Genomic DNA, 24,063 nt, shown 5'->3' on the forward strand with positions numbered 1-24,063 from the left:
CAAGCGCCGCTGTGGTAGTTTTGAAGCCGCAGCCACCCTTTAAGTTCCGTCCAGTGAGGCGGGGAAGGAGGAAGCGTGTTATGACCATGCCTGCCTCGGAATCCGGCATCACCAAGCGCGTTGTTCTCGCAGCAGCAGACATAGACCGGGCACTCACGCGCATCGCCCACGAGATCCTCGAGGCGAACAAGGGCTCGCGTGATCTCGTGCTCCTCGGCATCCCCCGCAGGGGTTTCCCCCTCGCCCAGCGCCTCGCCCAGAAGATCGCGTCCGTGGATTCCTCGGTGGACCCGGACCTCATCACGGGTCAGCTCGACGTCACCATGTACCGCGACGACCTCCGCCGCAACCCCACGCGCTCGCCCCTCGCGACCCAGCTGCCGCCGTCGGGCATCGACGACAAGGTCGTGGTCCTCGTCGACGACGTCCTCTACTCGGGGCGCACCATCCGGGCGGCCCTCGATGCCCTCGCCGACCTGGGCCGACCACGCGCCGTCCGCCTGGCGGTCCTCGTGGACCGGGGGCACCGCGAGCTCCCCATCCGCGCCGACCACGTGGGCAAGAACCTCCCGACGTCGTCCCGGGAACGCGTGCGCGTGCATCTCGCGGAGATCGACCTGATCGGCGGTTCCGCCGTGAACGAGGTCGTCATCGAGGACCGCGCGTGAAGCACCTGCTCAGCACGCAGGACCTCTCCGCGAGGAACGCCCTGCGGCTGCTGGACGTCGCCGAGGAGATGGCGGCGGTGGGGGAGCGGGAGATCAAGAAGCTCCCCGCGCTGCGTGGCCGGACCGTGGTGAACCTCTTCTACGAGGACTCCACCCGCACCCGCATCTCGTTCGAGGCCGCGGCGAAGCGCCTCTCCGCGGACGTCATCAACTTCGCGGTCAAGGGATCCTCGGTGTCCAAGGGCGAGTCGCTGAAGGACACGGCGCAGACCCTGGAGGCCATGAGCGCCGACGCCGTCGTCATCCGCCATCCGGCCTCGGGCGCACCGGCGCGGCTCGCGGCGTCGGGCTGGATCGACGCCGCCGTCGTCAACGCCGGGGACGGGACGCACGAGCACCCCACCCAGGCCCTGCTCGACGCCTTCACGCTGCGCCGGCACTGGGCGGGGCTCGGGGGCATGCCCAGTGCCGGGAGCACCCTGGCCGGCATGAAGGTCCTGATCGTCGGGGACGTCCTCCACTCCCGGGTGGCGCGCTCCAACGTCTGGCTCCTGACGACGCTCGGCGCGGAGGTCCTCCTCGCCGGCCCGCCCACCCTGCTCCCGGTCGGTATCGCGTCCTGGCCCTGCACCGTGTTCTACGACCTCGACGACGCCCTCGCCCAGCGGCCCGACGCCGTGATGATGCTCCGCCTGCAGGCCGAGCGCATGAACGCCGCGTTCTTCCCCTCGACCCGCGAGTACTCACGGCGCTGGGGGTTCGACGACGGGCGGCTCGCACTGCTGGACACGATGGGCCTGGACGACACCGTGATCATGCACCCCGGGCCCATGAACCGGGGCCTCGAGATCTCCTCCGCCGCCGCGGACTCGCCCCGCTCCACCGTCCTCGCCCAGGTCCGCAACGGCGTCTCCGTGCGCATGGCCGCGCTGTACCTCCTCCTCTCGGGGGACCCGCACGACGAGCACGACGACGAGACCGACGACCCGACCGCCCTGATCCCGGAAGGCCGCACCCTGTGACCACCCGCACCACCGACCCCATCCCCTCCGCCTACCTCATCCGGGGCGCCGCCGTCCTGGGCGGCGACGTCCAGGACGTCCTCGTCCGCGACGGGGTCGTCGCCGCCGTGGGCGCCGCAGCGACGGCGGAGGCGCCGTCGGACGCCGGGACCGTCGACGCGGAGGGGCTGATCGCCCTGCCCGGCATGGTGGACCTCCACACCCACCTCCGCGAGCCCGGCCGGGAGGACGCCGAGACGGTCGAGACCGGCTCCCGCGCCGCCGCGCTCGGCGGATTCACCGCCGTGCACGCCATGGCCAACAGCTCTCCCGTGGCCGACACGGCCGGCGTCGTCGAGCAGGTGTACCGCCTCGGCCTCGCCTCCGGCTGGGTCGAGGTACGCCCGGTCGGGGCGGTGACCGCCGGCCTGGGCGGCGAGCGGCTCGCGGAACTCGGCGCCATGGCGGAATCCCGGGCGGCCGTCCGCGTCTTCTCGGACGACGGCATCTGCGTCCACGACCCCGTCCTCATGCGCCGCGCCCTCGAGTACGTCAAGGCGTTCGACGGCGTCATCGCGCAGCACGCGCAGGAACCGCGCCTCACCGAGGGCGCCCAGATGAACGAGGGCGAGGTCTCGGCCGTGCTCGGCCTGGCCGGCTGGCCGGCCGTCGCGGAGGAGAGCATCATCGCCCGCGACGTCCTGCTCACCCAGCACGTTGGCTCCCGCCTGCACGTCTGCCACGTCTCCACGGCCGGATCCGTGGAGATCATCCGGTGGGCGAAGGCCCGCGGCATCGATGTCACCGCCGAGGTCACCCCGCACCACCTGCTCCTGACCGACGAGCTCGTCCGCAGCTACGACCCGGTCTACAAGGTCAACCCGCCCCTGCGCACGTCCGACGACGTCCACGCGCTGCGTGCGGCCCTCGCCGACGGCACGATCGACGTCGTCGGCACCGATCACGCACCGCACCCGAGCGAGCACAAGGAATGCGAGTGGGCGCAGGCCGCCATGGGCATGACGGGTCTCGAGACCGCCCTGTCCGTCGTCCAGCACACCATGGTGGAGACCGGCCTGCTGGACTGGGAGGGCTTCGCCCGGGTCACCTCGACCGGCCCGGCCCGCATCGGCCGGCTCGGACACCAGGGCCGGCCGATCGCCGCGGGGGAGCCGGCGAACCTGATCCTCGTCGATCCGGCCGCGCGCTGGACCGTCGATCCGTCCACGATGGCCACCAAGGGCCGCAACAGCCCCTTCCGCGGCCTCGAACTGCCCGGCAGCGTCCGAGCCACCTTCTACGCCGGGCACCCGACCGTCCTCGACGGGCGCCTCGCCTCCCCCCGACCCGCGTCCGGAACGCCCGCCACCGAAGGGGCCGCCGCATGGAATCCCTAGGCTGGGTCGCCCTGACCCTCGGCATCATCGCCGTGATCGTCACGCTCATGGGACTCGGGTGGCGCAACCGGCTGCGTCGGCAGTCGGACGTCCCCGAGCCCCCGGAACCGTCCGCGGACCTGGGACCCGTCCTCTACGAGGCCGAGGGGCAGTACGTCGCGACGACGACGGCGGGGGACTGGCTCGACCGCATCGCGGTCCACGGGCTGGGCCTGCGCGGCAACGCCGTCGCCTCCGTCCACGAGGACGGCATCCTGATCACCCGTACGGGCGCCCGTACCGTCTTCATCCCGCGCGGCGACCTCACCTCGGTGCAGCTCGCGGGCGGCATGACGGGCAAGTTCGTCGAGAAGGAGGGGCTCGTGATCCTCACCTGGCGCCTCGGCACCCTCGGCGTGGACACCGGGTTCCGCACGCGCCACGCCGCGCACAAGGCCCAGCTCCTCGCCGCCACCGCCGCTCTCGTCCCGGTCCGCCCAGCGCCCCCGGGCACCACCCGCGCCGACACCACCGACTCCACCGACTCCACCGACTCCACCTCCGACCGCACTCCACCGACCCCCGAAGGCAGGGAACACCTGTGAGCCACGCTCCAACAACGGCCCCGGTCCACCGACAGGCACCCGCAGTGCTCGTCCTCGAGGACGGCCGCACCTTCCGCGGCCGCGCCTACGGGGCCGAGGGCACCACGCTCGGCGAGGCGGTCTTCGCCACCGGCATGACCGGGTACCAGGAGACCATCACCGATCCGTCCTACGCCCGCCAGCTCGTCGTCCAGACGGCACCGCACATCGGCAACACCGGGGTGAACGCCGACGACGCCGAGTCGCGGCGCATCTGGGTGGCCGGGTACGTCATCCGCGACGCGGCACGCCGTCCGTCCAACTGGCGCTCCGAGCAGAGCCTCGACGACCAGCTGCGCGAGCAGGGGATCGTCGGGATCGAGGGCGTCGACACGCGCGCCGTGACCCGGCACCTCCGCGAGCGCGGCGCCATGCGCGCCGGGATCTTCTCCGGCGCGGATGCCGCCCTGCCCGCGGACCGCCTCCTCGACCAGGTGCTCGCGCAGCCGTCCATGGCGGGCTCGCGGCTCGCCGAGGAGGTCAGCATCGACGAGGCGTACGTCGTCGAACCCGCCGACCACGGCTGGACCGGCGGGACGGTGGCCACCATCGCCGCCCTGGACCTCGGCATCAAGACGATGACGCCCCGGCACTTCGCCCAGCGCGGCGTCCGCACGGTCGTCCTGCCGGCCGCCGCGACGTTCGACGACGTCCTGGCCGCCCGGCCGGACGGAGTCTTCATGTCCAACGGGCCCGGCGACCCCGCGACGGCCGACGCGCAGGTGGACCTCCTGCGGCGCGTGCTCGATGCACGCGTGCCGTTCTTCGGCATCTGCTTCGGCAACCAGATCCTCGGCCGCGCGCTCGGCTTCGGCACCTACAAGCTCCGCTACGGCCACCGGGGGATCAACCAGCCCGTCCTGGACCGCCGTACCGGCAAGGTCGAGATCACCTCCCAGAACCACGGGTTCGCCGTCGACGCGCCGCTGGACGGCCCCGTCGAGGCGCCCGCCGGCAGCTACGGGCGCGTCGAGGTCAGCCACGTGTGCCTGAACGACGACGTCGTCGAGGGACTCGCGTGCCTGGACATCCCGGCCTTCTCCGTCCAGTACCACCCCGAGGCGGCGGCCGGTCCGCACGATTCGGCGTACCTCTTCGACCGTTTCATCGACCTGATGCTGTCCCAGAAGGACCGCCCGGGCGCCCGGCCCGGCCACGGCAGCACACACCCCGGCACAACCCAGGAAGAGAACTGATGCCCCGCAGAACCGACCTCAAGAGCGTCCTCGTGATCGGCTCCGGGCCGATCGTCATCGGGCAGGCCGCCGAATTCGACTACTCGGGAACGCAGGCGCTGCGCGTCCTGCGCGAGGAGGGCCTGCGGGTCATCCTCGTGAACTCGAACCCGGCCACGATCATGACCGATCCGGAGTTCGCCGACGCGACGTACGTCGAGCCGATCACCCCGGACGTCGTCGAGAAGATCATCGCGAAGGAACGCCCGGACGCCCTGCTGCCCACCCTGGGCGGCCAGACGGCGCTGAACACGGCGATCGCCCTCGACAAGAACGGCGTCCTGGAGAAGTACGGCGTCGAGCTGATCGGCGCGAACATCGCCGCGATCGAGCTCGGCGAGGACCGCGAGAAGTTCAAGGGCGTCGTGGCGCGGTGCGGCGCGGAGTCGGCCCGGTCCTCGATCATCCACACGATCGACGAGGCCCTGGCGGCCGCCGAGGACCTCGGCTACCCGATGGTGGTCCGGCCGTCCTTCACCATGGGCGGCCTCGGCTCCGGCCTCGCGTACACCGAGCAGGACCTGCGCCGGATCGTCGGCCAGGGCCTGCAGTACAGCCCCACGAGCGAGGTCCTCCTCGAGGAGAGCATCCTCGGGTGGAAGGAGTACGAGCTCGAGATGATGCGCGACAGGAACGACAACGTCGTCGTCGTGTGCTCCATCGAGAACGTGGATCCCGTGGGCGTGCACACCGGCGACTCCATCACGGTGGCGCCGGCCCTGACGCTCACCGACCGCGAGTACCAGCGGCTGCGGGACATCTCGATCGCCGTGATCCGCGAGGTCGGCGTCGACACCGGCGGCTGCAACATCCAGTTCGCCATCGAACCCGACACGGGCCGCGTCGTCGTCATCGAGATGAATCCGCGTGTCTCGCGCTCCTCCGCCCTCGCGTCGAAGGCCACCGGGTTCGCGATCGCCAAGATCGCGACGAAGCTCTCCCTCGGCTACACGCTCGACGAGATCCCCAACGACATCACCCTGAAGACCCCGGCGTCCTTCGAGCCGACCCTCGACTACGTGGTGGTCAAGGTGCCGCGGTTCGCGTTCGAGAAGTTCCCCGCCGCGGACCCCACGCTGACCACCACCATGAAGTCCGTGGGCGAGGCCATGGCGATGGGCCGCAACTTCACGGAGGCCCTGCAGAAGGCCCTCCGCTCCCTCGAGCAGAAAGGGTCGCAGCTGTCCTTCGCGCCGGTCCCCGCCGGGGACGTCGACGCCCTCGTCGAGGCGGCCCGACGCCCCACCACCGACCGGCTGTCGCAGGTGCAGCGCGCCCTGCTCGGCGGCGCCACGGTGGAGCGGCTGTACGAGGCCACGGGGATCGACCCGTGGTTCCTCGACCAGCTCGTGCTCCTCAACGAGATCGCGGAGGAGGTGCGCTCGGCGCCGAACCTGACGGAGGACGTGCTGCGGCGCGCCAAGCGGCACGGGTTCTCGGACGACCAGATCGGCTCCCTCACCTCCACGCCCGAGGCCGTGGTGCGCGGGGTGCGGCACGCGCTCGGTATCCGCCCGGTCTTCAAGACCGTGGACACCTGCGCGGCGGAGTTCGCCGCCTACACGCCCTACCACTACTCGTCCTACGACGAGGAGGACGAGGTGGCGCAGCACGAGAAGCCCTCGGTGATCATCCTCGGCTCCGGGCCCAACCGGATCGGCCAGGGCATCGAGTTCGACTACTCCTGCGTCCACGCCACGATGGCGCTGCGGGAGGCCGGCTACGAGACGGTCATGGTCAACTGCAACCCCGAGACGGTCTCCACGGACTACGACATCTCCACGCGGCTGTACTTCGAGCCGCTGACCCTCGAGGACGTCCTCGAGGTCATCGCGGCCGAGCAGCGCACCGGCGGGGTCCTCGGCGTCTTCGTCCAGCTCGGCGGACAGACGCCGCTGAAGCTCGCCCAGGAACTCGCCGACGCCGGGATCCCCATCCTCGGCACGTCCCCCGAGGCCATCGACCTCGCCGAGCACCGCGGGGCGTTCAGCCGCGTGCTCGACGCCGGCGGCCTGATCTCCCCCAAGAACGGCACCGCGGTGTCCTTCGAGGACGCGAAGAAGATCGCCGACGCCATCGGCTACCCGGTGCTGGTGCGTCCGTCCTACGTGCTCGGCGGCCGGGGCATGGAGATCGTCTACGACGAGGCGAACCTCTCGCGCTACATCGCCAACGCCACGGAGATCACCGAGGCGCACCCGGTCCTGATCGACCGCTTCCTCGAGGACGCGATCGAGATCGACGTCGACGCGCTGTACGACGGCACGGAGATGTACCTCGGCGGGATCATGGAGCACATCGAGGAGGCCGGCATCCACTCCGGCGACTCGGCGTGCGTGCTGCCGCCCATCACCCTCGGAGCCGATGTCCTGCAGCGGGTCCGGGAGGCGACGCTCGCCATCGCCGAGGGCGTGGGCGTCCGCGGGCTCATCAACATCCAGTTCGCGCTGGCCTCCGACGTCCTGTACGTCCTCGAGGCGAACCCCCGCGCCTCCCGGACCGTGCCCTTCGTCTCGAAGGCCACCGGGGTGCAGCTCGCCAAGGGTGCCGCCCTGATCGGCACCGGGGTCACGGTCCCGGAGCTGCGCGAGCGCGGGCTGCTGCCGGCCACCGGCGACGGCGGCTCCCTGCCGCTGGACGCGCCGGTCTCCGTCAAGGAGGCCGTGCTGCCCTTCAGCCGCTTCCGCACCCCCGAGGGCACGGTGGTCGACTCCCTGCTGGGTCCCGAGATGCGGTCCACCGGTGAGGTGATGGGCATCGACAAGTACTTCGACACGGCCTTCGCGAAGAGCCAGGCCGCGGCGAACGCGGCCCTGCCGGTGCAGGGCAAGGTCTTCGTCTCCGTCGCCAACCGGGACAAGCGCGCCATCGTCATGCCGGTCAAGCGGCTCGTGGACCTCGGCTTCGAGATCGTGTCCACGGGCGGCACGGCGGACGTCCTGCGGCGCAACGGCATCCAGGCGACGACGGTCCGCAAGGTCGCCGAGGGTACGGGGGCCCACGGCGAGGGCACCGTCGTCGACCTCATCACCGGGGGCGGCATCGACATGATCATCAACACGCCGTCCGGCGGCCAGGCGCGCGGCGACGGCTACGAGATCCGGGCGGCCGCGACCTCCTACGGTCTCCCGGTGATCACGACGATCCCCGAGGTGGGGGCCGCCGTGCAGGCGATCGAAGCCATGCGCTCCTACGAGTGGTCGGTGACGAGCCTCCAGGAGCATGCGGCGAACCTCCGGGCGTCCACCGCGGCCCGCGATGCCTCCTGAGGCAGGCGCCGCCGCCCGCGCGCCCTTCGGGGAGCGGCTCGCGGCGGCCCGGGCGGCCCGGGGGAGCCTCTGCGTCGGCATCGACCCGCACCCCGGGCTGCTGGCGGCCTGGGGGCTGGAGGACTCCCCGGCGGGCCTCGAGCGGTTCTCCCTCACGGTGCTCGACGCCGTCGGTCCCGTCGCCGCGGCCCTCAAGCCGCAGGTCGCGCTCTACGAACGGCACGGTGCCCGCGGACTCGCGGTCCTCGAGACGCTGCTGGCCCGCGCGGCGGACGCCGGTGTCCTGACCATCGCGGACGCCAAGCGCGGTGACATCGGCTCCACCATGCGGGCCTACGCCGAGGCGTGGCTGGGGGAGGGTCGGCCGCTGGCCGCCGATGCGGTCACCCTGAACCCGTACCTGGGGTTCGAGTCGCTCCGGCCCGCCCTCGACCTCGCCGCCGCGACGGGACGCGGAGTGTTCGTCCTCGCCCTGACGTCGAATCCCGAAGGGCGCTCGGTGCAGCACGCCGGCGGTCCCGCGTCCGTGGCACGGTCCATCGCGCATGCGGCCGCCGCCGAGAACGCCGGCCCCGGACCCGGACACGTTGGACTGGTGATCGGCGCGACCATCGGCGACGCGGCGCACCGGCTGGGCCTGGATCTGCCCTCCCTCAACGGCCCCGTCCTCGCCCCCGGGGTCGGCGCCCAGGGCGCCGGGCGCCATGAGCTGGAGGCCGCGTTCGGCGCGGCCCTGCCGTTCGTGCTGCCGACCTCGAGCCGTGCGATCCTCGCCGCGGGCCCCGACGCGGCGACGCTGCGGGCGGAGGCGGAGCGCACGCGCGACGGGCTCGCATGACCGCGACGGCGCATTGATTTCGGAGGCGTACGCCCGGTAGGTTCGTTCCACCGGGCCTGCCGGGCCCCACCGACCCCGGACGACGACCAGGCGTATCCGTCGATCCACCTGACCCAGCCACACGACGAGCGGTCGCCGCCATTCGTGGTGCCGTCCAGCGTAGGGAGCACCCTTGAGCCTGAAGCCACTGACGGACGACGAACGAACACGGGCGCGCGAGAAGGCGACGGCGGCGCGGGCGGTCCGTGCGGACATCAAGTCCCGGCTGAGGACCGGTAAGCTTTCCGTGGCGGACGTGATCGAGAATCCCGACGGCGATGACGCCGTGGGCCGCCTGAAGGTCTTCGATCTCCTCAAGGCCCTGCCCGGCGTCGGCGACGTGCGCGCGACCGCCATCATGGCGGAGGTGGGCATCGCGGGGACCCGCCGCGTGCGCGGCCTCGGGATCCACCAGCGCAAGGCCCTCGTCACGTATCTCGAACAACACCAGTCTGGCTCGGCCAGAAAGTAAGGAAGCGGTAGTGTCACAGCCCCGGTTGACAGTCCTGGCCGGCCCGACGGCGGTCGGCAAGGGAACAGTCTCGACCTACATCCGGGACAACTATCCCGCCGTGTGGCTGTCGGTGTCGGCGACCACCCGCCCGCCGCGCCCGGGGGAGGTCGACGGCGTGCACTACTTCTTCGTCTCCCCGGACGAGTTCGACCGGCTCGTGGCCGAGGAGCAGCTGCTCGAGTGGGCCGTGGTCCACGGCCGCAACCGCTACGGCACGCTGCGCCGGACCGTCCAGGCCGCGATGGACGAGGGCCGGACCGTGCTCCTGGAGATCGACCTGCAGGGAGCACGCCAGGTGAAGGAGACCATGCCCGAGGCCAACTTCGTGTTCCTCGCGCCCCCCAGCTGGGACGAGATGGTGCGCCGGCTCGAGGGACGCGGCACCGAATCGGCCGAGGAACAGCAGCAGCGGCTGGAAACCGCTAAACTGGAACTTGCCGCCGAGCCGGAATTCAACCACACCGTCGTCAACGACACCGTGGAGCATGCGGCAGACGAGCTCGTATCACTGATGGGACTGCGTCCGCTGGAGCGCTGAAGCGCGCTGATCCGGCCGGTCCCGCCTTATTTTTTGGAGAACTCTGTGTCAACTCAGCCCGAAGGCATCATCAACCCGCCGATCGATTCTCTGCTGGAGGCCTCGGACTCGAAGTACGCCCTCGTGATCTACGGGGCCAAGCGTGCCCGCCAGATCAACGCGTACTACTCCCAGCTCCACGAAGGCCTCTTCGAATACGTCGGCCCCCTCGTCGACACCCGGCTGAACGAGAAGCCCCTCTCCATCGCCCTGCGCGAGATCAACGAGGGCATGCTGGTGTCCGCGCCCATGGAACAGTCCGAGTAGTCCCGGCAGCCCCGAGCACGGACAGCCGGTGCGCGTAGTCCTCGGTGTCGGAGGAGGGATCGCAGCCTACAAGGCCGCATCCCTCCTCCGTCTTTTCACGGAGTCGGGCCACGACGTCACGGTCGTCCCCACCGACGCCGCCACCCGCTTCGTCGGCACGGCCACCTGGGAGGCGCTCTCGGGCCACCCCGTGAGCAACAGCGTCTGGGACGACGTCGACAAGGTGAACCACGTGCGCCTCGGGCACGAAGCCGACCTCGTCGTCGTCGCGCCGGCCACCGCCGACGTCCTGGCGCGGGCCGCCGCGGGACTGGCGAACGACCTCCTGACGGGCACGCTCCTCATGGCGCGCGGCCCCGTGGTCATGGCGCCGGCGATGCACACCGAGATGTGGCAGCACGCGGCGACCCGCGCGAACGTGCGCACGCTCCGGTCGCGCGGCGTCACCGTCCTCGAGCCGGCGTCGGGGCGCCTCACCGGGTCCGACTCCGGCCCCGGCCGGCTCCCGGAACCGGCGGACATCCTCGCGGCGGCCCTGGCCGCCGCCGCACCCTCCGGGAGCGGCAGCCTGCAGGGCAAGCGTGTCACGATCTCCGCCGGCGGGACGCGCGAGGCCCTCGACCCGGTACGGTTCCTCGGGAACCGGTCCTCGGGCAAGCAGGGCATGGCGCTGGCGGAGGCGGCCCTCGCCCAGGGCGCCCACGTGACCCTCGTCCTGGCCCATGCGGAGGTCGCACCGCCCGCCGGCTGCGACGTGGTGCGCGTCGAGTCCGCCCTCCAGCTGCGCGACGCCGTCCTGGGCGCACTGCCCGCCACGGACGTGCTGGTCATGGCCGCCGCCGTCGCGGACTTCCGTCCGGCCGTGGTCACCGCCACCAAGATCAAGAAGAACGACGACGGGACGGACCCGGTCATCACCCTCGTCCGGAACCCCGACGTGCTCCGCGAGGCCGTGCTCGCCCGGGACGCCGGTGCGCAGCCGCTGGTCATCGCCGGCTTCGCGGCCGAGACGGGGGACCCCTCGGCCGATCCGCTGACGCACGCCCGCGCGAAGCTCGCCCGGAAGGGGTGCGACTTCCTGGTGCTCAACGTGGTCGGCTCGGACCGGGTGTTCGGCGAGGACACCAACGAGGTCACCATCCTCGACGCGGACGGGGGTGAATCACCCGCGGTGCAGGGCTCGAAGCGGGCTGTCGCCGACGCCGTGATCGCCCACGCCGCGCGCCTGCTGTCCCGCTGATCCCCCACGGGCCGGACTGTCCCTCCGACCAAGTAGAGTGAGCACGTGAATTCTCCCAGCATCGATTCCCCCCTGCGCCTCTTCACGTCGGAATCGGTGACCGAGGGCCATCCCGACAAGATCTGCGACCAGATCAGCGACGCCATCCTCGACGGGATGCTCGAGCAGGATCCGGATTCGCGCGTCGCGGTGGAGACCCTCGTGACCACGGGGCTCGTGCACGTCGCGGGGGAGGTCACTACCGAGGCCTACGTCGAGATCCCCCAGATCGTCCGCGAGACCATCCTCGGCATCGGCTACGACTCCTCGGCCAACGGCTTCGACGGCGCCCGCTGCGGTGTGTCGGTGTCCATCGGCCAGCAGAGCGCGGAGATCGCCTCCGGCGTCTTCACATCGCTCGAGACCCGCGAGGGCACGGGCGTCGACCCCTACGACGCCCAGGGCGCGGGGGACCAGGGCATCATGTTCGGCTACGCGAGCGACGAGACCTCCGTGCTCATGCCCGCCCCCATCTGGCTCGCGCACCGGTTGTCCGAGCGCCTCACCGCCGTCCGCAAGGACGGCACCCTCCCGTACCTCCGCCCGGACGGCAAGACCCAGGTCACCGTCGGGTACGACGGCGACCGCCCCGTCTCGATCGACTCCGTGGTCATCTCCTCCCAGCACTCCGCCGAGGTGTCCCTCGAGGAACTGCGTGCCGGTCTCGTCGAGCACGTGGTCACCCCGGTCCTGGCCGACTCCGACCTCGACGCGTCGTCGGTCCGCCACATCCTCAACCCCGGTGGCGCCTTCGTCATCGGCGGCCCCGTGGGCGACGCCGGACTGACGGGCCGCAAGATCATCGTCGACACCTACGGCGGCACGGCCCGCCACGGCGGTGGCGCCTTCAGCGGGAAGGACCCGTCGAAGGTGGACCGCTCCGCGGCCTACGCCATGCGCTGGGTCGCGAAGAACGTGGTGGCGGCCGGCCTCGCCCGCCGGGCGGAGATCCAGATCGCCTACGCCATCGGCATGGCGCAGCCGGTCGGTATCTACGTGGAGACGTTCGGCACCGAGACCGTCGATCCGCTCAGGATCGGTACGGCGATCCGCGAGGTCTTCGACCTCCGTCCGCTCGGCATCATCAACGCCCTCGATCTGAAGCGCCCCATCTACCAGCGCACCGCAGCCCACGGGCACTTCGGTCGCGAGGACGAGGGTTTCACCTGGGAGCGCATCGACCGCGTGGACAAGCTCAGGAGCTACTTCAACGCCTGACACGGGAGGGGGCGGCCGGAGCATCATGACGCACACCACCCGTGTGCCCGACGCGACGGACGGGCAGCTGTCGCTGCTGCACGGCTTCGGCGCGGCCCGGCTGCCGCAGGCCGATCCCGAGCGGGCGTCGTCACTGCCCATCGCCCGGGTCATCCTCGACGCGCAGCTTCCCCACCTCGACCGGTTCTTCGACTACGCGGTCCCCGCCGCCATGGACGCCGAGGCGCAGCCCGGCGTCCGGGTGAAGGTGCGCTTCGCCGGGCGCGAGCACGCCGGCTTCCTCGCGGAGCGGGTCCAGGAGGCCAGTACGGCGGCGACCCTCCTTCCGCTCGCGAAGGTCGTCTCCCCCCAGCAGGTCCTCACCCCCGAGGTCCTCGCCCTGGCGACGGCGGTCGCCGCGCGCTCGGTCGGGACCGTGAGCGACGTCCTGCGGTCCGCCGTACCTCCGCGCATGGCGCGGGTCGAGGCCGAGTTCGACGACCCGGGCGGTACCGGGGAGACCGCGCCGCAGCCTTCCGAATCCGCCGCCGACGCTGCCGACCCTTCCGACCCCGCTGCCCCGGCGGGCATGCTGCCCGTCGCCGTGGGACGGCCGTCCTCCGGCAGCTTCCTGCGCTACACGAATGGGCTCTCCTACCTGCAGCACCTCCGCTCCGGGGAGTCGCCCCGCGCGGTCCTGACGAGTCTCGGCGGGTACGGTGCCACGGCCTGGCACGAGGAGATCGCCGACGCCGTCGCGGCGGCCGCGTCCGCGGACAGGGGAGCGGTCGTCGTCGTCCCCGACCAGCGGGACCTCGCCCGCGTGGAAGCCTCACTCGTGGCCCGCCTCGGGGTGTCGGCGGTGGCCCGGCTGACGGGCGAGGACGGCGCGACGCCGCGGTACCGCAACTTCCTGCGCCTCCTCCACGGGTCGGCGACCGTCGCCGTCGGCACGCGGTCCGCCGCCTACGCGCCCGTGCGGAACCTCGGGCTCGTCTGCCTGTGGGACGACGGCGACGACCAGCACGTGGAGCAGCGCGCGCCGTACCAGCACGTCCGCGACGTCCTGCTGCTGCGCGCCGAGCAGGAGGGAGCCGCGATGCTGCTCTCCTCGTTCGGCCGCACCACCGAGGCGCAGCGCCTCGTCGACACCGGCTGGGCACACGCCATCCAGGCCGACCGCAACGAGGTCCGCCGAGCGGCGCCCCGCGTCATCCACGCCGCCGACGCCTACCAGATGGAACGGGATCCGCTCGCCGCCCAGGCCCGCATCCCCCACGCCGCCTGGGCGGCGGCGCAGGCGGGGCTGAAGACCGGACCCGTCCTCCTGCAGGTCGCCCGCACGGGCTTCTCCCCGGCCCTGGCCTGCGACCGGTGCCGCCACGCCGCACGCTGCACGGTCTGCGCCGGGCCGCTGGCACAGCCCAGCCGCCACGCGCCGCCGGCCTGCCGATGGTGCGGGCGCCCGGACAACCACTGGACCTGCCCGGAGTGCGGCGGCGGCCGGATGCGCGCCACCGTCGCAGGCGCCACGCGGACGGCCGAGGAACTGGGACGCGCGTTCCCCGGCGTCCCGGTCATCTCCTCGGCAGGCGAGCACATCGTCGACGACGTCCGGGACGTTCCCGCCGTGGTCGTCGCCACCCCCGGGGCGGAACCCGTGGCCGCGGGAGGGTACGCGGCCGTCATCCTCCTCGACGGCAACGCCCTGCTCAGCCGCGAGTCGATGCGCGCCGGCGAGGACGCACTGCGCCGCTGGTTCTCCGCGGCGATCCTCGCGCGCCCCTCCACCGCGGGCGGGACCGTGGTGATCACGGGCGATGACGACGTCGCCGTCGGCCACCTCGTCCGCTGGGACCCTGCGGGCGCCGCGTCCCGCGAACTGGCCGAGCGGCACGAACTCGGACTACCACCGGGCGTCCGGTACGCGGTGCTCACGGGGACCAGGGAAGCCCTCACCCACTTCCTCGACGGGCTGGACACCGAAGGTGCCGTTCGCGTCGTCGGCCCCGCGCCGGTCCCGCCGGATGTCCGCCGGGACGCCGTGGCGGCTGCCCGGGCTTTCGCAGGCCCGAAGCGCGGCGCCGACCGGGAAGTCCCGGCCCCTGCGGAGGCGCTGGCGGGACAGGGCAGCCATCGGATGCTGCTCTTCTTCTCCTACCGGGCAGCCGCCGGCATCACGAAGCTGCTCCGGGCCCGCCGGGCGGCACTGTCCGCCAGGCGGACGGGAGACCCGGTCCACATCAGGCTCGACGCACTCGACGTGCTCTGACCCCTCGCCGGCCGGGCCGCGGAGGGCTCACCGCGCGATGCCGGTGGTCCGGGATGTCCCGGACCACCGGCATCATCCGACCTGGGCTACTTCCGGGCGGTGAAGTACGCGTTGAACGGATCCGACTCGACGCCCTTCGACTCGATGTCCCGGAAGCCGGCCTCGGCCAGCATCGCCAGTGCGCGCTGCTCGCCCCACACGGTGCCGAGCCCGTCGCCGCCGAGTCCGAGCGAGACGCTCATGCAGTGGACCGTGGAGATCGCGTAGAGGTAGCTGCCCCAGGGGAGGTCGATGTTGTCCTGGACGTTGCTGGACGCCTTGATGTCCACCATCAGGAACGTGCCGCCGGGTCGCAGGGCCCGCTGGATGTTGCGGAGCACCCTCGCCGGGTGCGCCTGGTCGTGGATGGCGTCGAAGGCGGTGACGGCGTCGAAGCCGTCCTCGACGTCCAGCCGGGCGACGTCGAACAGTTCGAACCTCGCGTTCGCCACCCCCATCCGGTCGGCCTCTGCACGGGCGGTCCGGATGGCCGCTTCGGAGAAGTCGTAGCCGGTGAACCGGCTGGACGGGTAGGCCTGCGCCATCAGGTTGACCGCATGCCCGCTGCCGCAGCCGATATCGGCGACATCGATCCCGTCCCTGAGCCGTGCCGGCAACTCCGGCACCAGAGGGAGGATGCCATCCACCAGGGCGAGGTCGTGCACCGCAGCGCTGGTCTCCGCCATGTTCCGGTGGAAGTGGGGGTAGTCCTCGTAGGAGAGTCCACCGCCGCGCCGGAAGCGCTCGATGACCTTCTGCTCCATCTCGCCCATCATGGACGTGTGCTGCATCAGGATGGCCAGGTTGTTGGGACCCGCGGCGCTCGTCAGCACGGCCGCGTGCTCGCGCGGGAGCCGGTAGGTCCGGGTCTCCGGGTCGTACCGGACCACCCGGGCCGCCGTCATGCCGCCGAGCCATTCGCGGACATACCGTTCATCGAGGTTCCCGGCGTCGGCGATCTGCTTGCTCGTGGCCGACGGCAGGTGCGCCAGTGTCTCGAAGAGCCCGGTCTGGTGTCCGATGCTCGTCAGCACGGCGATCGCCGCGTCATTGAGGATGCCCACGAAGCGTGCGGCAAGGGCGGCTGCGGCCTCGGCGTCGAACTCCTCGCCGGCGACCCCGGCTGCATCGGCTCCCGCCGTGTCGAACGTCGCGACGGACGAATCATCGAGCACTGTGCCCTGGTTGATGGTCATGATCTTCTCCCTGTGTGCGACGGGCTCCTGTCCGCCCGGTTGATACGACTCTAGGAATCCGGGCCCGGCCCGGCATCGGGTGAACGATGCGTTCTGAGCGGCGCCGCGATGGGGCGAACGATGCAGGCGGCCCACCGGGGTGCCGCCGCGTCGGCCGTCACGGACGGGGGAGGACCCCGTGGTCGTGGGCCCAGGCCGCGGCGGCCGTCCGCGAGGACGTGCCGATCTTGGCGAAGATGTTGGCGAGGTGCCTGCCGACCGTCTTCTGGCTGATGAACAGGGCGTCGGCCGCTGACTTGTTGCTGGCCCCGGCGGCGACCAGCGCGAGGACTTCCGCCTCCCGCTGGGTCAACCCGCCGGGCAGCCGTCCGCCGTCGAGCCGGAAGACGTCCGGCAGCGCACCGAGCTGGCGGTAGATCGCCAGGGCCGTCGCGGAATCCGCGGCCGCGGCTGCGGCGCCGGCCCGCCCCGTGCCGCGGTGCGCCCGGGCCAGGAGCTCGTGGACCCTGGCGATCTCGTAACGGGCCTGCATCCCGCGGTACTCGCGGGCTGCGGCCTGCAGGACGGGCATCGCCTCGGCGTACCGCGCCTGGGCGACGAGGACTGCGGCCCGCGCATGACCTGCCCAGGCCCGGAGCCCTGGGGTGTCGAACACCATGGCGGTCTCCTCCAGCTGGGTGCAGAGCCGATCCGCCTCATCCCGGAGCCCCATCGTGAGGGCGATGTCGACGGCGGCCTGCAGCAGTCGTGCGCAGGCGAGCCGGTCGCGTCCGGCCAGGGACGCGCTCACGCCGGACCACGCGGCGTCCCTGTCTCCTGCTGCGTGCTGGAGCAGGGACTCACCGGGCTGGGGGTCGGTTCCCAGGCTCCGCGCCCGCCCGTAGGCGGTCCGGGCACCGGCGACGTCCCCTCGCAGCCGGCGGAGCTCGCCGAGCTGGTAGAACGCCTCGCCCGCCACCCAGTTGTTGCGGCCCACCAGCTCGGCCCCGCTTCTCTCGATCGCGTCCTCCGCGGCGTCCCAGTCCCCCTCGATGCTGGAGAGTTGCAGGCGGTGGATACGGCAGATGCCGGAGTAGACCACGTCGCCGGAGAACTGCTCGCACCACTGCTCGGTGGCGCGGGTCCACGCCCGCATCCGGTGCAGGTCGTTGACGTCGTAGCAGGCGTGGATGACGATGCAGTAGATCTCCCCGGCCCACTCCGGCGGGAGCCGGCCGGCGAGTACCGGCAGCATCGCCTCGTCCAGTTGCGCGAACCCGGCGGCGGTCCTGCCGCTGCGCAGGTCCGCCAGCCCGGCGAGCACGAGGGAGAAGGACGTGAGCGCCGGAGCGCGCAGGCGCCGTCCCAGGTCCTCCAGGCGCGCTGCGGCCTCCCTGGCCGGGCCGAGGTCGCGGACGTCGAGCGTGAGGGCGGCGTCGAGATAGAGCAGGTAGCCGTGCTCCACTCCCTCCGGGAGGTCCTGCAGGATCCGGCGGGCACGGTTCGTCCAGCCGGACGCGATCACCAGGTCGCCGCGGATGAACCAGACCAGCCCGACGTCCAGGGCCTTCCGGGCGGCGCCGAGCGCGTCCCCGCCGTCGAGCAGCCGGTGGTGGACGTGCTCGGCGATCTCCAGGGATTGCTTGACCCGCCCGGTCCACCACGCCGCCCCGCCGAGCAGGCCGAGGTCCTCGGAGGAAAGCTCCGATCGGAGCCGTGCCTGCTCCAGCTGCTGATAGGCGGCCTGCCAGTCCCCGCGCCCGTACGCCGCCCGTCCATCGGCAAGCAGCTGGTCGAATTCCTCCATGCGGACCTCCGCATCAACGGTAGCTCCGCCGCTGCCCGGCGGGAAGGTCAGCGTCCCGCCTCCGATGACCGCAGCGGGGAAGCCTGCCGGTCCCGCCGGCGGATGGCGACCTCCGCCACGAGCAGGTTGACCGTCCATCCGGCACCCATGAGCAGGGCCCTCGGCGTCACTCCGGGCGGACTGTCGAGGACCTCCGGGACGATGAGGATCAGGGCCTGGGTGCCCGCGCCCAGGCCGATCGCGTAGGCGCGGGTCATCCACGCGCCGTGGGCCCTGATGTTCCCGCGGACCACGGCGCGGACGCCCAGCAGGAGGCTGAGGACCATCCCGGTGCCGAAGAGGAGCCGGAAGGCGAGGAGGAGCTGGCCGTCACTGGGCGGGAGCGCGGAGAAGCAGGCCAGCCACAGGCCGGTGAGCGCCGCCACCAGTCCTGCCGGGAGGAGGATCCGACCGGCGCTCCGGTGCCAGGTCCGCCTGCCCCGCCGCAGGGACGGCAGGAACTGGAAGGCCCCGAGCAGGGTGTACAGCGTGGCGCCCAGGATGTGCAGCACGACGGGCACGGGGAACTCGACGAAGCGCGCGTTCCGCTCGGTGATCCCGGCCCCGCCGGTCAGCTCGGTGAGGCGGGCGGCGCCGGCGAGCACGGGGATGAGGCCCAGCAGGATCAGCCCAGCGGGCACCAGCCACGCCCGTCGGCGCGAGGGTGTGCTCCGTAGCCCGGTCGCGGTCTCGTCGGCTTGCCGGGTTCTCGTCATGGCCGTCCTGCCCTTCTCTGCTGCCCTCCGGGAATGCCCGGGCGGTAGCGGTGGACTGCCGACCCGGCGTAGAGTGTACGGCGTACACTTCATGGGCATCACCCTAGGTGTACGTTGTACACCCGTCAAGGGCTGAGCGGTCGGGAACGGGGGATGGTCGATGATGGCAGGACGCGGAACGTCGCGCACGCGGTTGAGCAGGAACGCGGTCCTCGGCGCCGCCGTCGCCCTCGCGGACGAGCAGGGCGTGGGCGGGCTGAGCATGCGGACCCTCGCCCAGGACCTGGGGGTGGTCCCGATGGCGCTCTACAAGCACGTCTCCAGCAAGGAGGACCTGCTCGACGGCATGGTGGACATGATCGTGGCCGAGATCGATCCGCCGCTCGAGGGGCAGGCGTGGAAGACCACCGTCCGCAGCAGGGTCCTCTCGGCCCGGACCGTGCTGCAGCGCCACCGCTGGGCACGCCAGGTCCTCGAGACCCGGACCACCAGGACCCCCGCCGTGCTCGCCTACACCGACTCGTTCATCGGCATGTTCCTCGACCGCGGGTTCTCGGTCGATCTCACGCACCATGTCATGCATGCGCTGGGCAGCCGGATGTGGGGCTTCACCCAGGAACTCTTCGACGCACCCGGACCTGCGGCCGGCCCGTCGGTCGCGGAGGACGCGCGGGTCGGTACCGCGTCCGGCTCGGCACAGCCCGATGCGGCCCAGCTCGCCGAGCTGGCGCGCCGGTTCCCGAACGTCCTCCGGATCGCGATGGCCTCGGCGCACGACGACGGCGTGGTCGGGCGCGGGTGCGATGACCAGTACGAGTTCGAGTTCGCCCTCGACCTGCTGCTGGACGGCATCGAGGGCCTCCATGCCCGCGGCTGGACGTCGGCGCGGACGTAGTGCATGGTTCCCGCCGGTCAGGGCGCGAGCCGCCAGCCCTCCGAGTCGACGTCGACCACGAGCGGCGGTCGGCCCTGCAGTCCGCGGCGGCGGAGGGCGAGCGCGATGGCCTCGGCCGGTGCCGTGATGAGGAACGTCTCGCCCCGGAACCGGTCGGCGGTCTCCTCGACGACGCCCGCTACGTCGCAGGGATCCGCGAGCTCGAAGCGGTCGGCGATCCTGCGGCGGCCCAGCCAGGGTGGCGGCTCGGCGCCCAGGCCGAGCAGGATCGCCGTGGCGGGGCACTGCAGGTCCGTCATGGACCGATCCTTTCGGGCGCCGTGCCCGCTGACGTGCGGGACGGCAGGCGGATCGGCCGGGTCCGTCGTCGCGTGAACTCCTCGACGGCGCGGCGGCAGGCGTCCCGGAGCTGGTCGGCGGATTCCGCCCACGAGTACGTCGCCGCCCGCTCGAGCCCCGCCCGGGAGGCCTCGGCCCAGCGGCCGGGCTCGTCGAGGGACAGGACGGCGTCCGCGAGCGCCCCGGGATCGTCGGGGTCCACGAAGAGTGCTGCCGTCCCGCCGACCTCGCGGAAGATCGGGAGGTCACTGGCGATCACGGGCGTACCGGCCGCCATCGCCTCGATGAGCGGCAGGCCGTAGCCCTCGGCCCTGGAGAGGGTCACGAGCGCCGTGGAATCGGCGAGCAGATCCTCGTACTCGGCGTCGGTCACGCCGTCGTGGAAGACCACGCGCCCCGCCGCGGGCACGAGTGCCTCGAGCTCCGCCCGGCGTGCGGGCGAGATCCTGCTCAGCAGGTGCAGCGTGTGCCCGGGGAGGGTATGCATGGCGCGGACGATCGTCTCGACGTTCTTGTAGGGCATGAAGGATCCCATGTAGAGCAGCGACGCCGACCGCGGTGCCTCGGGGTCGCGACGCCGCAGCGTCGGCTGGGGTGCGTTGCCCACGAGCAGGACGGGCCGGCGGGTCAGCCGGTGGCGGTGCATCAGCTCCGCCGTCGTCGCGGAGATCGTGGCGACGACGTCCGCACGGTCCAGCAGGAGCCGCTGGGGCCAGTACGCCAGGTGGTAGAGCCGCCACAGGGCGCGGACGGGCAGCGGCAGGAAGGACGGCGGCGTCGGGTTCTGGTAGTAGATCAGGTCGTGCAGCGTGAGCACCAGGGGATACCTGCGGCCCCAGGATCCCATGGTCTGCATCGGGCAGACGACGACGTCGGGCTCCAGCCGGTTGAGGCGTGCGGCGACGAACAGCTCGGCGGGGGAGAGCGGGCTGTTGATCAGGACGTGCGGGACCTCCGGGAGGAGGGCGAGCTGGCGGCGGTCGCTGATGAGCATCACGACGTCGTCGGTCGCGGCGAGCGCGGCGATCAGGCTCGCCCCGTACCGGCTGATGCCGTCGTGGTGGTCGGTGCGGGTGAAGCGCGCGTCGAACAGGATCCTCATGCGGGCACGGCCTCCAGGAATCTCCCGATCAGGAGCGCCGCCTCGCGCGGCTTCTCGTAGTGGACGAGGTGGCCGACGGCGGGGAGGATCTCGAGGGTCGCCGCCGGCATCAGCGCTGCGAGGTCCCGCTGGCTTTCCACCGACCCGATGTCGTCCTCCGCCGCCGCGACGAGCAGGACCGGAAGCTCCAGGGCGCTCGCGCGGTCCCGGACGGTCCCGGAGATGGAGGCGCGGAAGGCCTCGAGCACCACCCGTCGGCTGGCGAAGGAGCTGAAGTACGCGCGGTGCTGGCCGTGGATCCAGCGGCGGAGCGCCCGGTCCTTCGTCTTGGCCATGAAGACGCTCATACCGCGGACGATCACGGGATTCGAGAGCAGGGCCCGGCCCGCGGCCTCGGGCAGCCGGTCCGCTGCCACGTAGTAGGCCTCCGCGACACGGGAGGCGATGCGGCTCGGGCCCTCGAGGGCGGGAGCGCTGATGGGGTTGACCAGCACCAGGGCCGCTGCGAGGTCCGGGGCGAGCGCCACGGCCTCCGCCGCGACGATCGAGCCGAACGAGTGCCCGAGCAGCACGCGGGGCTCCGGGACGAGGAGCCGTGTGCAGTCGGTGATGAACCGCGCGTAGGTGCCGACGTCGTGCGTGCCGGGCAGTTCCTGGCCCTGGCCGAAGCCGGGCAGGTCCGGCAGGAGGACGCGGTGGCCGGGCAGTTCCTCCACGAGGCGCAGCAGTCCGTGGTGGTCGCCGCGGAATCCGTGCACCATGACCAGCGGCGGTCCCGGCAGGACGCCGGGCTCCTCGATCGCCGGGAAGTCCCAGATCCGCTGGAGGGTTCCCTCCCACGCCAGGGTGCGGACGACCGCCTGCCGCATCAGTTCACCCTGTCGGGGTGCGACCCGAAGCGCTGGTCGCGCTCGAGCGCGTCGAGTGCCGCGACCTGGCCGTCGTCGAGCCCGAACCCGAAGATGTCCAGGTTGGAGCTGATCCGCTCGCGTGAACTTGCCTTCGGGATGGTCAGGATGCCGTGCTGCAGGTGCCACCGCAGGATCACCTGCGCGGGCGTCCGTCCGAGTTCCGCCGCGATCCGTCCGATGACGGGGTCGCCGAGGACGTTGCCGCGCCCGAGCGGGCTCCAGGCCTGCGTCGCGATCCCGTGCTGATCGTGGAAGGAGCGGAGTGCACGCTGCTGAAGGTACGGGTGCAGCTCGATCTGGTTGAGGACCGGGACCACCCCGGTCTCGGCGAGCAGGCGCTCGAGGTGGTCCTGCTGGAAGTTGGAGACGCCGACGGACCGAACGCGCCCGTCGGCCCGGAGCCGCTCGAGGGCCCGCCAGGACTCGACGTACAGGTCCCTGGACGGGCAGGGCCAGTGGATGAGGTACAGATCGAGGTACTCGAGGCCCAGCAGCCGCAGGCTCGCGTCGAAGGCGCGCAGGGTGGCATCGTACCCGTGGTCGTCGTTCCACACCTTGGAGGTGATGAAGAGGTCCTCGCGCTCGCCTGAGTAGGCCTGCGCGGCGGCGCCGACGCCGGACTCGTTGCCGTACAGGGCCGCCGTGTCGAGGAGGCGGTACCCCGCCGCGAGCGCCGTCGAGCAGAGGTCCCCGGTGTCCTCGGGCGGCACCTTGTAGACGCCGTACCCGATCACGTCGATCGAGTGGCCGTCGGCGAGCGGCGCGCGGGGAACGGAGGAGTCCATGGGTGAACTCTACCGAGACCGCCGGGGCCCGGGGCCCGGATCCGGCCGTGCGGGGAGCTAGGCGTGCAGGAGGCGGCGGGCCGAGCCTTCGTCGAGGATGAGATCCGACGCGAGGCCCGCGGCGAGGGCGCCTCGCAGGCCGTCGATCTTCGACTCGCCCGAGACCACGCAGATGCGCCGCCGGACCCGGCTCAGGGCGTCCAGATCCGGTCCCGTGCTGCGCCCGTTCAGGAGGATGTCGCGGTGGCTGCCGTCGGCCCGGAAGAACATGGTGGCCACGTCGCCGACCACCTCGTCCTTCTCCAGGGTGTCGAGATCCTCGCGGTCGAGGTACCCGCCGCTGTACACGTGGCTGGGGACCCCCGCGCCGATGGAGCCGACACCGAAGATCGCCATGGTCATGCGGCGCTGCAGGTCGAGGATGCGCCGGACACTGCGCTCGTCCCACATGGCCGTCTTCGTCGCCGCGTGGTCGAAGAACGCGGGCACGGGGAACTGCTCGACGCGCGCCCCGTAGGCCTGCCCGAAGCGGCGCAGGATCTCGCTCGCGTACGTGATGCCCGTGGTCTGCGTGTTGCCCGCCCCGTTGAGCTGGACGATCGTGCTGTCGTGGGTCTGCTTGCGCGTGAGGTGGTGGCTGACCGCGCTGAGGGTCGAGCCCCAGGCGACGCCGATGATCGCGTTGGAGTCGACGAGGGGGCCGATGGTCCTGGCGGCCTGGATCGCGACGCGGTCGAGCACCTCGGAGTCGTTGACCGAATCCGCCACCGGGACCACATGGGCCTCCACGGAGAAGCGGCGGCGGATCTGCTGCTCCAGCGCGGGGGCCCGGTCGGACGGGTTGTTGACCTGGATCTGCACCAGGCCGGTCTCCCGTGCCATCGAGAGCAGCCGCGAGACGGTGGACCGGGAGGTGCGCAGTTCCCGGGCGATCGCGTTCATGGTCAGGTCCTGCAGGTAGTACATCTGGGCGGCCCGCAGGGCGTCCCTCGACCGGGATCCCGGCGACCGCTCCCGTGCCGGATCGTCTGCTTCCGTGCTGCCCCTCGTCGACGTCATCCCGTCAGTGTGGACCGCAC

21 protein-coding genes and 1 pseudogene are annotated in these 24,063 nt (G+C 71.9%); 14 read left to right on the forward strand and 8 right to left on the reverse strand.

Features of this window, described 5'->3' with window-relative positions:
* The first annotated feature begins 86 nt into the window (after positions 1-86).
* From pyrR to AC4D2E_RS05685, 13 genes and pseudogenes are all read left to right on the forward strand, one after another.
* On the forward strand, positions 87-668 hold the full coding sequence (gene pyrR / locus AC4D2E_RS05625; RefSeq protein WP_490952327.1) for a bifunctional pyr operon transcriptional regulator/uracil phosphoribosyltransferase PyrR: 582 nt from the start codon (positions 87-89) through the stop codon (positions 666-668).
* Positions 665-1,690 carry an aspartate carbamoyltransferase catalytic subunit gene (locus AC4D2E_RS05630; protein WP_490909425.1) on the forward strand — a complete coding sequence of 342 codons (1,026 nt, stop codon included), beginning with the start codon at positions 665-667 and terminating at the stop codon, positions 1,688-1,690. Before pyrR ends, AC4D2E_RS05630 begins: the two co-directional genes overlap by 4 nt.
* Positions 1,687-3,066: a dihydroorotase gene (locus tag AC4D2E_RS05635; RefSeq protein ID WP_490951905.1), complete on the forward strand. Its 1,380-nt coding sequence runs from the start codon at positions 1,687-1,689 to the stop codon at positions 3,064-3,066. Before AC4D2E_RS05630 ends, AC4D2E_RS05635 begins: the two co-directional genes overlap by 4 nt.
* Positions 3,054-3,650, forward strand: coding sequence for a PH-like domain-containing protein (locus AC4D2E_RS05640; protein ID WP_490951906.1), 597 nt, complete (start codon positions 3,054-3,056; stop codon positions 3,648-3,650). The genes AC4D2E_RS05635 and AC4D2E_RS05640 overlap by 13 nt, the downstream gene beginning before the upstream one ends.
* Positions 3,647-4,885, forward strand: coding sequence for a glutamine-hydrolyzing carbamoyl-phosphate synthase small subunit (gene carA / locus AC4D2E_RS05645; protein ID WP_490909422.1), 1,239 nt, complete (start codon positions 3,647-3,649; stop codon positions 4,883-4,885). The genes AC4D2E_RS05640 and carA overlap by 4 nt, the downstream gene beginning before the upstream one ends.
* Positions 4,885-8,193, forward strand: a complete 3,309-nt coding sequence (carB, locus tag AC4D2E_RS05650; RefSeq protein ID WP_490909421.1) for a carbamoyl-phosphate synthase large subunit — start codon at positions 4,885-4,887, stop codon at positions 8,191-8,193. The genes carA and carB overlap by 1 nt, the downstream gene beginning before the upstream one ends.
* A complete protein-coding gene (pyrF, locus tag AC4D2E_RS05655) occupies positions 8,183-9,031 on the forward strand; it encodes an orotidine-5'-phosphate decarboxylase (protein WP_490951907.1) in 849 nt (282 codons plus the stop codon). The genes carB and pyrF overlap by 11 nt, the downstream gene beginning before the upstream one ends.
* Positions 9,032-9,203: 172 nt before the next feature.
* A complete protein-coding gene (gene mihF / locus AC4D2E_RS05660) occupies positions 9,204-9,542 on the forward strand; it encodes an integration host factor, actinobacterial type (protein ID WP_490951908.1) in 339 nt (112 codons plus the stop codon).
* Between the two features lie 10 nt (positions 9,543-9,552).
* A complete protein-coding gene (gene gmk / locus AC4D2E_RS05665) occupies positions 9,553-10,122 on the forward strand; it encodes a guanylate kinase (protein WP_181033535.1) in 570 nt (189 codons plus the stop codon).
* 45 nt (positions 10,123-10,167) lie between these two features.
* Complete coding sequence (rpoZ, locus tag AC4D2E_RS05670; protein ID WP_104119687.1) at positions 10,168-10,428, forward strand: DNA-directed RNA polymerase subunit omega; 261 nt, start codon at positions 10,168-10,170, stop codon at positions 10,426-10,428.
* Between the two features lie 25 nt (positions 10,429-10,453).
* Positions 10,454-11,668, forward strand: a pseudogene (gene coaBC / locus AC4D2E_RS05675) (bifunctional phosphopantothenoylcysteine decarboxylase/phosphopantothenate--cysteine ligase CoaBC); the annotation flags it as partial.
* Positions 11,669-11,713: 45 nt separating this feature from the next.
* Positions 11,714-12,925 (forward strand): methionine adenosyltransferase, encoded by a 1,212-nt coding sequence (metK, locus tag AC4D2E_RS05680; RefSeq protein ID WP_104165167.1) that lies wholly within the window; start codon positions 11,714-11,716, stop codon positions 12,923-12,925.
* 25 nt (positions 12,926-12,950) lie between these two features.
* Entirely contained in the window at positions 12,951-15,176 is a 2,226-nt protein-coding gene (locus tag AC4D2E_RS05685) for a primosomal protein N' family DNA-binding protein (RefSeq protein ID WP_490951909.1), read from the forward strand.
* A gap of 86 nt (positions 15,177-15,262) precedes the next feature.
* On the opposite strand, the gene AC4D2E_RS05690 is transcribed toward AC4D2E_RS05685, so the two are convergent.
* The 3 genes from AC4D2E_RS05690 to AC4D2E_RS05700 form a co-directional block, all read right to left on the reverse strand.
* The gene (locus AC4D2E_RS05690) at positions 15,263-16,411 is read right to left on the reverse strand and encodes a class I SAM-dependent methyltransferase (RefSeq protein ID WP_490951910.1); all 1,149 of its coding nucleotides are present in this window, start codon (positions 16,409-16,411) and stop codon (positions 15,263-15,265) included.
* A 157-nt stretch (positions 16,412-16,568) separates the two neighbouring features.
* Positions 16,569-18,197 (reverse strand): LuxR C-terminal-related transcriptional regulator, encoded by a 1,629-nt coding sequence (locus AC4D2E_RS05695; RefSeq protein WP_490951911.1) that lies wholly within the window; start codon positions 18,195-18,197, stop codon positions 16,569-16,571.
* 47 nt (positions 18,198-18,244) lie between these two features.
* Entirely contained in the window at positions 18,245-18,952 is a 708-nt protein-coding gene (locus tag AC4D2E_RS05700; protein WP_490951912.1) for a DUF2306 domain-containing protein, read from the reverse strand.
* 163 nt (positions 18,953-19,115) lie between these two features.
* Here AC4D2E_RS05700 and AC4D2E_RS05705 point away from each other — a divergent pair, with 163 nt between their 5' ends.
* Positions 19,116-19,847, forward strand: coding sequence for a TetR/AcrR family transcriptional regulator C-terminal domain-containing protein (locus tag AC4D2E_RS05705; RefSeq protein WP_490952328.1), 732 nt, complete (start codon positions 19,116-19,118; stop codon positions 19,845-19,847).
* Between the two features lie 17 nt (positions 19,848-19,864).
* On the opposite strand, the gene AC4D2E_RS05710 is transcribed toward AC4D2E_RS05705, so the two are convergent.
* From AC4D2E_RS05710 to AC4D2E_RS05730, 5 genes are read right to left on the reverse strand one after another with little or no spacing between them, the layout of a single operon-like run.
* Positions 19,865-20,146, reverse strand: coding sequence for a hypothetical protein (locus tag AC4D2E_RS05710; RefSeq protein WP_490909415.1), 282 nt, complete (start codon positions 20,144-20,146; stop codon positions 19,865-19,867).
* Positions 20,143-21,288, reverse strand: coding sequence for a glycosyltransferase family 4 protein (locus AC4D2E_RS05715; protein ID WP_490951913.1), 1,146 nt, complete (start codon positions 21,286-21,288; stop codon positions 20,143-20,145). Before AC4D2E_RS05715 ends, AC4D2E_RS05710 begins: the two co-directional genes overlap by 4 nt.
* Positions 21,285-22,157, reverse strand: coding sequence for an alpha/beta fold hydrolase (locus AC4D2E_RS05720; RefSeq protein WP_490951914.1), 873 nt, complete (start codon positions 22,155-22,157; stop codon positions 21,285-21,287). Before AC4D2E_RS05720 ends, AC4D2E_RS05715 begins: the two co-directional genes overlap by 4 nt.
* The gene (locus tag AC4D2E_RS05725) at positions 22,157-22,984 is read right to left on the reverse strand and encodes an aldo/keto reductase (RefSeq protein WP_490951915.1); all 828 of its coding nucleotides are present in this window, start codon (positions 22,982-22,984) and stop codon (positions 22,157-22,159) included. Before AC4D2E_RS05725 ends, AC4D2E_RS05720 begins: the two co-directional genes overlap by 1 nt.
* Positions 22,985-23,041: 57 nt before the next feature.
* Positions 23,042-24,043, reverse strand: a complete 1,002-nt coding sequence (locus tag AC4D2E_RS05730) for a sugar-binding transcriptional regulator (RefSeq protein ID WP_490909411.1) — start codon at positions 24,041-24,043, stop codon at positions 23,042-23,044.
* Positions 24,044-24,063 lie beyond the last annotated feature (20 nt).

This window comes from Arthrobacter sp. TJ-265, assembly GCF_058269135.1.

Excerpts from the sequence above, each read along its gene's own strand:
- pyrR (WP_490952327.1), top strand. The coding sequence starts at position 87 with ATGCCTGCCTCGGAATCCGGCATCACCAAGCGCGTTGTTCTCGCAGCA.
- AC4D2E_RS05640 (WP_490951906.1), top strand. The coding sequence starts at position 3,054 with ATGGAATCCCTAGGCTGGGTCGCCCTGACCCTCGGCATCATCGCCGTG.
- carB (WP_490909421.1), top strand. The coding sequence starts at position 4,885 with ATGCCCCGCAGAACCGACCTCAAGAGCGTCCTCGTGATCGGCTCCGGG.
- pyrF (WP_490951907.1), top strand. The coding sequence starts at position 8,183 with ATGCCTCCTGAGGCAGGCGCCGCCGCCCGCGCGCCCTTCGGGGAGCGG.
- AC4D2E_RS05685 (WP_490951909.1), top strand. The coding sequence starts at position 12,951 with ATGACGCACACCACCCGTGTGCCCGACGCGACGGACGGGCAGCTGTCG.
- AC4D2E_RS05690 (WP_490951910.1), bottom strand. The coding sequence starts at position 16,411 with ATGACCATCAACCAGGGCACAGTGCTCGATGATTCGTCCGTCGCGACG.
- AC4D2E_RS05695 (WP_490951911.1), bottom strand. The coding sequence starts at position 18,197 with ATGGAGGAATTCGACCAGCTGCTTGCCGATGGACGGGCGGCGTACGGG.
- AC4D2E_RS05700 (WP_490951912.1), bottom strand. The coding sequence starts at position 18,952 with ATGACGAGAACCCGGCAAGCCGACGAGACCGCGACCGGGCTACGGAGC.
- AC4D2E_RS05705 (WP_490952328.1), top strand. The coding sequence starts at position 19,116 with ATGGCAGGACGCGGAACGTCGCGCACGCGGTTGAGCAGGAACGCGGTC.
- AC4D2E_RS05710 (WP_490909415.1), bottom strand. The coding sequence starts at position 20,146 with ATGACGGACCTGCAGTGCCCCGCCACGGCGATCCTGCTCGGCCTGGGC.
- AC4D2E_RS05715 (WP_490951913.1), bottom strand. The coding sequence starts at position 21,288 with ATGAGGATCCTGTTCGACGCGCGCTTCACCCGCACCGACCACCACGAC.
- AC4D2E_RS05720 (WP_490951914.1), bottom strand. The coding sequence starts at position 22,157 with ATGCGGCAGGCGGTCGTCCGCACCCTGGCGTGGGAGGGAACCCTCCAG.
- AC4D2E_RS05725 (WP_490951915.1), bottom strand. The coding sequence starts at position 22,984 with ATGGACTCCTCCGTTCCCCGCGCGCCGCTCGCCGACGGCCACTCGATC.
- AC4D2E_RS05730 (WP_490909411.1), bottom strand. The coding sequence starts at position 24,043 with ATGACGTCGACGAGGGGCAGCACGGAAGCAGACGATCCGGCACGGGAG.